Origin of the sequence: Pseudomonas sp. MF6767 (assembly GCF_016405475.1) — a bacterium.
Classification (GTDB): Bacteria; Pseudomonadota; Gammaproteobacteria; order Pseudomonadales; family Pseudomonadaceae; genus Aquipseudomonas; species Aquipseudomonas paracarnis.
In genome coordinates, this window is sequence record NZ_JAEKCY010000025.1 from 70,566 (window position 1) to 80,281 (window position 9,716).

The following is a 9,716-nucleotide window of genomic DNA, read 5'->3' on the forward strand; positions in this document are numbered from 1 at the left end:
ACCAACGGATATTGTCCTCCGTCACTCCTTACCTTAAGGTAAGGAATATCACGATGGAGATCTTCACTATGGCCACCGCCACACTCACTTCAAAAGGGCAAATCACCATCCCAGTCCAGGTCAGGACAGCCCTGGGCCTGGAAACAGGCGACCGGGTGGAATTCGTCGAAATGGAAGACGGCAAGTTTTCCATGATTGCCGCGAGCAAAACCGTCAAGGACCTCAAGGGTTTGATCCGCAAGCCTGCCCATGCCGTGTCTATCGAAGACATGAACCGCGCCATCGCGGCCCAGGGAGCAACAGCTGGATGATCGGCCTGGATACCAACGTGCTGGTGCGTTACGTGACCCAGGACGACCCGGTTCAATCAGCCAAGGCGTCCCAGCTCATCGAATCGCTCACCGCCACCTCGCCAGGCTTTGTCAGTCTGGTGACGCTTACGGAGCTGGTGTGGGTGTTGCAGTCCTGCTACCAGTCGGCCAAAAGCGAGGTGGTGATGGTGTTGGAAACCTTGTTGCACACGCGGGAACTGACCGTCGAGCACGCCGATATCATCTGGCAGGCATTGCGCAAGTTCAGCGCAGGCAAAGCCGACTTTGCCGACTGCCTGGTTGAACGCTGTGGCCATGCGGCGGGATGCGAGTACACCGCCACCTTTGATCTGAACGCGGCCAAGGCAGCGGGAATGAAACGGCTCGGCTAGCCCGCTTTGTTTGTGTAGGAGCGAGCTTGCTCGCGAAAAAATCACAGGCACCGCGTGCAACCTGAATGCCCGCGTAACCGTTGACGTTTTTCGTGAGCAAGCTCACTCCTACAGAGAAGGAGGTTAGGTCAGCGTATCCAGCCGCCGATCTGCCAGTGGTAGCCATCATTACGCTGCACCCAGTGCGGGTGTACATAACGATAGCCCTGGCGCACCGGCTCCCAATGGCCGTGCACCGCCACATAGCGCCCGCCTTCCCAACACCAGTAACCGCGTGACCAGATATAACCCTCGCGTACCGCCGGTTCGACTTCTATCACCTGCACCGGAGGCGGCTGCGGCGCCACCACCTCAACATACTCACGTTGCACCGGCCTGCGTTCATGTACTACACGCTCTTGTACACACCCGGACGCCGCCACCACCATGGCGGCCAATGCTGCATAACGTAACAACATACAAAACCCTCGGGCGCGAACGCCCTGCACCTGCATCAGAAAGTAATCCGCCTTTATTCCAGCCGGGCTCCTGCATGGGCTTTGATTATTTTTAACAGGAAATGTCTGTCAGATTGCTGAACCCACCGGCCTCAAGTCGAACGGGCACTGCTGGCGCTGAATCTGCATGAACAGGTGAGAGAGCTCGCGCGTTTAAACCGAGCCAAAACGTTGTAATACGGCGTCGACAAACCGCCGCAACTTAGCCGTGCGCTGCCGATTCGCGGTGTAGACCAAATGCATTGATCGACTTGGCGCGTCAAAGTCCGGCAGCACCCGCACTAACTGGCCCTCGGCCAGTGCCCTGCGCAAGAAGTCTTCAGGGCCGAGCACGATACCGAAACCATCCAGCGCCGCCGACATCAGCGCCCTGCTTTCGTTGATCTGCAAACGGCTGCTTACCTGCACCCTGTGCGGGACCGCACCTTGGTAAAACACCCATTCACGATCTGCCGGGCGTGACCAGAAGGCATAGCCCAGGCATTCGTGATGCTCAAGGTCTGCCGGCGTCATCGGTGTGCCCCGCGCCTGCAAATAGGCCGGTGCCGCACAGACAACCAGGCGATACGGCGCCAGCGGCCGGGCGGTCAGGCCAGTGGTCCCCAAGGGGCCGATACGAAAGGCCGCCTCATAGCCCTCCTCTACCAGGTCGACGAAACGATCCGTAAGGTGCAGATCGATTTGCACATCCGGGTTGTCACGCAAGAATCCGGTGATCAACGGCATCAGGCTGTAGGAGCCGAACGTCACCGGAGCGGTGATTTTCAGCTTGCCACGCGGGGTGTCGTTCATGATTTGCGCAAGGGAATCCGCCGCCTTAGTCTCCGTCAGGATGTGCTTGCAACGTTCGTAGTAAGCGCTCCCCAACTCCGTAAGGCTTTGCCTTCGCGTAGTACGGTTAAGCAAGCGCGCGCCCAAGCGTTGTTCCAAGGCGGTGACATGCTTGGCCACCATTTGCGGTGACATATTCAAGCGCTCAGCGGCACGCACGTAGGAACCGAGCTCAGCAGCCATCACAAAGGCATTCATGCTTGATAAACGATCCATCATTCCCTACCCCTAGTAACAACAGCCGCGCCACAACTGCGATTTATCACCAAATGGTTGCCAATCATCATAGCCACTTCGTACTTCCATCGGAGCAAGCACATGAAGATTGGCGTAATTGGAGCAGGTTTCATTGGGCGTGCTGTGGCACAACTGGCCTTGGCCGCCGGGCATGAGGTGATGCTGAGCAATTCCCGCGGCCCGCACACCATGAGCAGCGTGGTAAGCGGCATACTCGGTGTGCAAGTTGGCAGCGCAGACGATGCCGCACGGTTCGGCGATGTGGTGCTAGTGGCGATTCCCTTTCAACACTACCGCAGCGTGCCCGCGCAATGGCTGGAGGGTAAAACGGTGATGGATGCCAACAATTACTACCCCGACCGCGATGGGCATATCCCAGAGCTGGACCGCTTTGAAACGACTACCAGCCGCTTGCTGGCCGACCATTTGACACATTCACACGTGGTGAAAGTGTTTAACGCGATCTTCGCCCCCGACCTGACGCAAGACGCCCGCCCTCACGGTGCACCTGATCGGCGGGCGCTGCCCGTCGCGGCGGATGACGCCACCGCGAAGGCCGTCGTGACCCAGCTGCTCGATGAGTTGGGGTTCGATGCCGTCGACGCTGGTGAGCTGGATGAAAGCTGGCGATTCGAGCGGGCCAAACCGGCGTACTGCGTGCGCCTGGACCAGGCTGGCTTGAAGGCTGCGCTGGCGGCGGCCGAGCGTGCGGTTGAGCTGCCCCCGGTGGAGCGACACCCGCCGCTCTCCTGAACATTTCCCCACAAAAAAGCCCGCTGACCGTCACCGGTTCAGCGGGCTTTTTCGTGGGTGAGGCTTACAGCGCCAGGTCAGAAACCGGCTTGCTTGGCTCAGCCGCAGGCTTGGCAGCCTCGGTAGCCTGTGGAGCGGCCAATTGCGGGATCGCTGGCGGTGGTGTCAGTTGCAGCACACCGGCAGTGTAGGCCCATTCCTTGGCAACCGCTTCAGGGCTGTCGTTCAGCTTGGTGCCGTAGCTTGGCACGATCTGGTGCAGTTTTTCCTGCCAGGCCGGGCTTGCTACCTTGTCCTTGAACACTTTTTGCAGCACGGTCAGCATGATCGGAGCCGCGGTGGACGCGCCTGGCGATGCACCCAACAGGCCGGCGATGGTGTTGTCGGCAGAGCTGACCACTTCGGTACCGAGCTTCAGCACGCCGCCTTGCTCTTCGTCACGCTTGATGATCTGCACGCGCTGGCCGGCTTGCCACAGGCGCCAGTCGGACTGCTTGGCGTTCGGGAAGTACTCTTGCAGCGCCTTGAAACGGTCATCATCAGACAGCATCAGTTGGCCAGCGAGGTACTCGACCAGTGGGTATTCACGAATACCGACTTTGGTCATAGGCCAGATGTTGTGGGTGGTGGTGCTGGTCAGCAGGTCCAGGTACGAGCCTTCTTTCAGGAACTTGGTCGAGAAGGTGGCGAATGGGCCAAACAGAATCACACGCTTGCCATCCAGCACGCGGGTGTCCAGGTGCGGAACCGACATCGGTGGCGAACCTACCGAAGCCTTGCCGTAGGCCTTGGCCAGGTGCTGCTCGGCGATGGTCGGGTTCTCGGTCACCAGGAACGAACCACCGACTGGGAAGCCTGCGTATTCCTTGCCTTCAGGAATGCCCGACTTCTGCAGCAAGTGCAGGGCACCGCCGCCGGCGCCGATGAACACGAACTTGGCGTCGGTTTCAGTCTTGGTGCCGTCTTTGAGGTTTTTGTAGCTCACGCGCCACGAACCGTCGGCGTTCTTGGTGATGTCCTGCACTTCGCTCGACAGCTTCAAGTCAAACTTCGGCGTGGTTTGCAGGTGGGCGACGAACTGGCGGGTGATCTCGCCGAAGTTTACGTCGGTGCCGATCGGGCTCCAGGTGGCCGCGATTTTCTGGCTCGGGTCACGCCCTTCCATCATCAACGGAACCCACTTGGCGATCTGCGCAGGGTCTTCGGAGTACTGCATGCCGGCGAACAGCGGGCTGGCCTTCAGGGCTTCGTAGCGTTTTTTCAGGAACTTGATGTTGTCATCGCCCCACACAAAGCTCATGTGCGGAGTGGAGTTGATGAACGAACGCGGGTTCTTCAACACGCCCTGCTGAACCTGCCAGGACCAGAACTGACGGGAGATCTGGAACGCTTCGTTGATCTCGACCGCTTTCGGGATCTCAACGTTGCCGTTCTTGTCTTCCGGGGTGTAGTTCAGCTCAGCCAGGGCCGAGTGACCGGTACCGGCGTTGTTCCAGCCGTTGGAGCTTTCTTCGGCCACGCCATCGAGGCGCTCGACCATCTCCATGGACCAGCCCGGCTCCAGCTCATTGAGCCAGACACCCAGGGTTGCACTCATGATGCCGCCGCCGATCAGCAGCACATCGACTTTCTTTGCCTCTTCCGCGTGAACGGACGTGATCCCCATCGACAAAGCCAGCCCCAGCAGGGCAGTGTTTACTTTTTTAAACATCAGTAGCACCTATGATAAAACGCCATCCGCCCTACCGCCCCCGATCATGAGTAACCCTCGTTCACGCTACGTCAGGCAACGTACCGCGGGGTCTGCACAGTCACATAAAGGCTGCAGGGTGGGCACACAAGGCCGATGGATCGACCTCACTGTTATGTCCCTTCTGCGCTGACTTCTTATCATTATTGGCTTCAGCTACCTGGGCGACAGCCAACCGCTGGGACGTATACGGGTGTACGCACCAGGGAAAGACTAGCCCAAGACGGCGCGCAGAATATCACGCTAAACAGCGTTTATGCGCCGTTTGGCCAATTGACAGGCCTAAATCGCGGGTTTTAATGCGCCCCTGTCAAGCCTGGCAGCCGCGACCTGCGGTCACAGGCGTGGAACTCTGCCGGAAATGGCGGTTCTAGACACCTTCGTCGCGGCTTGCGTAGCATCGGCGACGTCCTTCGTGCACACCCTCCACACAGAGTTACCCATGACTATCCAGCAAACACCCGGGCAGGTACTGCCTGCGCGCAGCGCCGCCAAAATGGAAGCGGCCATGGCCGTGGGCGCCTTCGCGATCGGCACCGGCGAATTCGCCATCATGGGCCTGATGCCCGACATCGCCCAGAACCTGGGCCTGAGCGAACCCCAGGTCGGCCACGCCATCAGCGCCTACGCCCTGGGCGTGATGGTCGGCGCCCCACTGCTGGCCATCCTCGGCGCCAAGTTGCTGCGCAAACACATGCTGCTGTTGCTGATGGGCCTGTACGCCCTGGGCAACTTCGCCACCGCCTTCACCCCGACCTTCGGCTCGCTGGTGGCCTTCCGCTTTATCAGCGGCCTGCCCCACGGCGCCTACTTCGGCATCGCCGCCGTGGTCGCCTCCAGCATGGTGCCCACCGACAAACGCGCCGGCGCCGTAGCCCGCGTGATGATGGGCCTGACCCTGGCCATGCTGCTGGGCAACCCCATTGCCACCTTCCTCGGCCAACACCTGGGCTGGCGCTCGGCGTTCACCCTGGTCAGCGTGATCGCCCTGCTCACCATCGCCCTGGTCTGGCAATTCGTGCCCCACCGCCACGACGAACAACGCAGCGACCCACGCAAAGAACTGCGCGCCTTCACCAAACCCCAGGTGTGGATGGCTCTGTCCATCGGCGCGATTGGCTTTGCCGGGATGTTCTGCGTATTCAGCTATCTGGCGCCGACCATGCTCGAAGTGACCAAGGTCTCGCCGCAGTGGATCCCCTTCGGCCTCGCCGCCTTTGGCGTGGGCGGCATCATCGGCAACATTGCCGGTGGCAAACTGTTTGATCGCATGCAGTTTCGGGCAGTGGGCTTGATATTGGTGTGGTCGATGGCGGTGTTGTTGTTCTTCCCCTTCGCCGCCTCGTCGCTGTGGGGCGTGCTGGTGAGCATGGGGCTGGTGGGCACCATGGTCGCGTTGGCGGCACCGTTGCAGATTCGGTTGATGGACATCGCCCACGAAGCGCCGAGCTTGGCGGCAGCGTCGAACCATGCGGCGTTTAACCTGGCGAATGCGCTGGGGCCGTGGTTTGGGGGGATGGCGATTACGGCAGGGTTGGGTTGGACCAGTACCGGCTACATCGGTGCTGCTACAGCGCTGGTGGGGCTGGGCCTCTACCTGATTGCCCGGCGGATGAAAGGCGGTCAATAACGGCTCACCTAATACCGATCAGCTAAGCGAACACAATACCAATGTGTGGAGCTGGCTTGCCTGGGAAAGCAGTGGTTCAGTTATAGATTCAGTGACTGACACGCCGCCTTCGCGAGCAAGCCCGCTCCCACAGGGATCTGGGCCGGGCGCTGATTTTGTGGGCGCTACATGGCCACTGTGGGAGCTGGCTTGCCTGCGATAGCGGTATATCAGTGACAGATGAGTTAACTGACCCACCGCCATCGCGAGCAAGCCCTCTCCCACAGGGATCCGAGCCGGGCGCTGATTCTGCGAGCGATACATGGCTAATGTGGGAGCTGGCTGCCGATAGCGGTATATCAGTAACAGATGAGTTAACTGACCCACCGCCATCGCGAGCAAGCCCTCTCCCACAGGGATCCGAGCCGGGCGCTGATTCTGCGAGCGATACATGGCTAATGTGGGAGCTGGCTTGCCTGCGATAGCGGTATATCAGTAACAGACGAATTAACTGACCCACCGCCATTGCAGCATAAATATCTACAGAACTTCGGCACGACGCTGCACCTGTGGCGAGGGAGCTTGCTCCCGTGAAGACCTGACAGCCGACGAAAATGCGGGATCAGACCGCGTACTATCCGGTACTCAGGCAACGGCTACTTAGCGTTCCACCCCAACGGCAGCTCACTTTGCAAACCAGCAAAGCAAGCAAAACACTCTCGCCCCACCACCCCATCAATCATCATGCAACAACCCCGAACCATACTCCCCATAACTACTCCCCAACCCACTGCCACCAAAATTCATCTTGGCGGCTTTGCTGGGGCTATGGTCGCCAAATGCCTGGCATCCGCCTGAAAAGCACGGGTCACTGTTCAGACTCGATGAAGATGAACAAGCACTCAACAGCAACGTGCCGGTGATCATCACGACTTTGACGAGGTTTGAGATCATGGTTTCAGTTCCCTGTGGGCTGGAGGCGCTGGGGTCCTCTCTCAGTAGGGGATCGTAGACCTCAACGACGCAGAGAATTATGAAACTTTGCGGGGAGCCAGCATGAGTTCAGGTTGCCGCCTTGGGCAAGGCGGCAGGGTTGGTTGTCAGGCTTTGACTGGGGCGGTTACAGGCGCAACTTGCTCCTGAGCTCGGTCAACGAGCAGCGAGCTCAACTCGATTAACTGCTGAATGCCCAGGGCGATGGCGCGTTGGGAATCGTCGAGGTCGAACGCCAGAGTGGCGGCCATTTCGTTGGCGGATGCTAGGTTTTCGGCGGCGTTGGCCAGGAGGGTTTCGGGGTCGATGGTTGGGTTGACGAGGAATAAATTTTGGTTTGGGCGTTCGACGGCGGCATCGATGGATGATGCGCTTTGATCCATTGAAGAACTGCGTGTGTTGTTGTGCATGGGCGAAGCTCCAAATATGTACGGGAGTTAAAAACGCCTTAGCAATACGGACTTCCACCTCCGGCCGCTGAGTTTGCGGCGGCTTGAGGAGGCTAGCGGTGTGAGGTCTGACGGGCAAGCCGGAAAACGTGTGGGAAAGCTCCTAACGTTATGTTGTCGACCGATATCCAACCCCCATTAAATTTGTGAGCTTTATTTAACTGCCACCCAAAAAACCATTTTTCTCGCAGAAATCCTCAAGAAAATCATATGTTTTAGAAAGAACATGGGCTACTGGAGTAATGCCATCCCTGCTGCGCACCATAAGGACTTTAGCATATTGAACCAATGGATCTCCTGCCCTCAGCGAGCCCACACTGGCAGGTACCGAGAACTCGAACAAAGGTACATCAGTCAAAATAGCTTTGTCCGTAAACTGGTTGTCTGTGAGGTGTTTGAACGAATTTGCTATTTCTCTGCACACTCCAAACTCGGGGCATTGATTTTTCAGGCCTACCTGGAATCGCGTTTTACCTTTCGTCGTGGATATAGCTGGCGCAAATTGTAGCCAAGAAATTCTTTGCTGCTGCGTACCGGTATGCCATATCCAGTCGCAAACGTGAAAAGCTGTGAGCGCAGCGTTTATGGCAAAGTAGCTCGAAAAATTTACCGATTGCGCTCCTTGGGAAAATTGGCTTGCCTGAAGTTGTTCGATCTCCCAATCCAACTTGGCAAGCATGTCTCCGATGGATTTAATCTGAAATGTTCTAAGCGCTTCAACTATAGCAAAACCACTGATGGCTTCTAACTCCATAACTTTATCTTCTCGCCCATAGGATCTGACTCGCGCCTCATGTTAAACCGGCTTCTAATAGGTAACTTAGAATAAATTATCGAATATAGATTACTTGCGTATCTTCTTCAAGAACTGGGTAGATAGATATCCATCCACCATATAGCCCTGATGTTCATACGAGACGTATAGCCAAGTTCTATCTTCCTTGCCAAGTACGACCACAATTGCATCCGGTGGCAAAAGTAATATCACGTCTGTCTTCATTCCAGGCCCTGCTCTGAGACGCACGTTTTTGCCTTTGACTAACCGGACATCCGCTGGTTTACCTGCAATTTCCGTACGGATAAAATTTCTAATTTCTGAAAGCAATTCGGTCTGGGGGAGTCGGGCATTCAAGTCAGCTAAACCTATCCGAGCACTCTCCCAATTAACCATCACGTAAACCAATGGAGCTACGACATAGAGCCAGAACAGCAGGGCGTATGTTGGGATCGCATTGAGAGATTGGACGGGGGCAGAAGTTTTAGCCTCTCCAACCTGAGCTACATCGGCCCATCCCGGATTGCTTTGAGGCTCGCTCTTCTGAAGCAACTCATACAAATTTTCAGCAGACTGTTTTACAGTAATATCAGTTCGACTAGCTAGTTCCTCAAGTACAGCATCAACAGTTATTGCTCCCGAGACCCCCCACCGGGACAGAGTTACAGTCGGTTCTGCAAGCTCCCTCATAGCGGAAAATGCGTCCAAAGATCTGACCGCAGACACTGCCGCCCTAAAAGCTGAATGTTCTCCCCATGTAATTGAAGCTGCAGACAGAGCCTTCGCCACAGCGCCTTCTTCCCAGGTTCTCGTTGATGCCGCCATTGCAGCCATAGCTTTTGCCGCTGGCCCCTCTTCCCAAGTTCTCGTTGATGCCGCCATTGCAGCCAAAGCTTTTGCCGTTGGACCCTCTTCCCAAGTTCTCGCTGATGCTGCCATTGCAGCCATAGCTTTTGCCGTTGGACCCTCTTCCCAAGCTCTCGCTGATGCCGCCATTGCAGCCATAGCTTTTGCCGCTGGACCCTCTTCCCAAGTTTTCGCTGATGCCGCCATTGCAGCCATAGCTTTTGCCGCTGGACCCTCTTCCCAAGTTTTCGCTGATGCCGCCATTGCAGCCAT

The 9,716-nt window shown here is 57.4% G+C and carries 10 protein-coding genes and 1 pseudogene; 4 read left to right on the forward strand and 7 right to left on the reverse strand.

The genetic code is table 11. The annotated features are described in order from the left end of the window. The first annotated feature begins 53 nt into the window (after positions 1–53). A complete protein-coding gene (locus tag JFT58_RS26690; RefSeq protein WP_032892812.1) occupies positions 54–311 on the forward strand; it encodes an AbrB/MazE/SpoVT family DNA-binding domain-containing protein in 258 nt (85 codons plus the stop codon). Next, positions 308–703, forward strand: a complete 396-nt coding sequence (locus JFT58_RS26695) for a PIN domain-containing protein (protein WP_054898630.1) — start codon at positions 308–310, stop codon at positions 701–703. The genes JFT58_RS26690 and JFT58_RS26695 overlap by 4 nt, the downstream gene beginning before the upstream one ends. A 128-nt stretch (positions 704–831) precedes the next feature. Here the strand turns inward: JFT58_RS26695 and JFT58_RS26700 are convergent, their stop codons facing one another. Beyond that, positions 832–1,161: a YXWGXW repeat-containing protein gene (locus JFT58_RS26700; RefSeq protein WP_054898638.1), complete on the reverse strand. Its 330-nt coding sequence runs from the start codon at positions 1,159–1,161 to the stop codon at positions 832–834. Between the two features lie 192 nt (positions 1,162–1,353). After that, a complete protein-coding gene (locus JFT58_RS26705) occupies positions 1,354–2,250 on the reverse strand; it encodes a LysR family transcriptional regulator (RefSeq protein ID WP_054898631.1) in 897 nt (298 codons plus the stop codon). Positions 2,251–2,316: 66 nt separating this feature from the next. On the opposite strand from JFT58_RS26705, the gene JFT58_RS26710 reads away from it, so the two are divergent. Next, a complete protein-coding gene (locus tag JFT58_RS26710; protein ID WP_254914269.1) occupies positions 2,317–3,021 on the forward strand; it encodes an NADPH-dependent F420 reductase in 705 nt (234 codons plus the stop codon). A 64-nt stretch (positions 3,022–3,085) separates the two neighbouring features. Here the strand turns inward: JFT58_RS26710 and mqo are convergent, their stop codons facing one another. After that, positions 3,086–4,732: a malate dehydrogenase (quinone) gene (mqo, locus tag JFT58_RS26715; RefSeq protein ID WP_054898632.1), complete on the reverse strand. Its 1,647-nt coding sequence runs from the start codon at positions 4,730–4,732 to the stop codon at positions 3,086–3,088. 481 nt (positions 4,733–5,213) lie between these two features. Here mqo and JFT58_RS26720 point away from each other — a divergent pair, with 481 nt between their 5' ends. Next, positions 5,214–6,401, forward strand: coding sequence for an MFS transporter (locus JFT58_RS26720; RefSeq protein ID WP_054898633.1), 1,188 nt, complete (start codon positions 5,214–5,216; stop codon positions 6,399–6,401). A 714-nt stretch (positions 6,402–7,115) separates the two neighbouring features. Here JFT58_RS26720 and JFT58_RS26725 read toward each other — a convergent pair. The 4 genes and pseudogenes from JFT58_RS26725 to JFT58_RS26740 form a co-directional block, all read right to left on the reverse strand. Next, positions 7,116–7,334: a hypothetical protein gene (locus JFT58_RS26725; RefSeq protein ID WP_103299288.1), complete on the reverse strand. Its 219-nt coding sequence runs from the start codon at positions 7,332–7,334 to the stop codon at positions 7,116–7,118. Positions 7,335–7,480: 146 nt separating this feature from the next. Next, positions 7,481–7,756, reverse strand: a complete 276-nt coding sequence (locus tag JFT58_RS26730) for a DUF6124 family protein (protein WP_229999649.1) — start codon at positions 7,754–7,756, stop codon at positions 7,481–7,483. 223 nt (positions 7,757–7,979) lie between these two features. Next, the gene (locus tag JFT58_RS26735; RefSeq protein WP_054898635.1) at positions 7,980–8,576 is read right to left on the reverse strand and encodes a hypothetical protein; all 597 of its coding nucleotides are present in this window, start codon (positions 8,574–8,576) and stop codon (positions 7,980–7,982) included. Between the two features lie 90 nt (positions 8,577–8,666). Beyond that, a pseudogene (locus tag JFT58_RS26740) lies at positions 8,667–9,716 on the reverse strand (SH3 domain-containing protein); the annotation flags it as partial.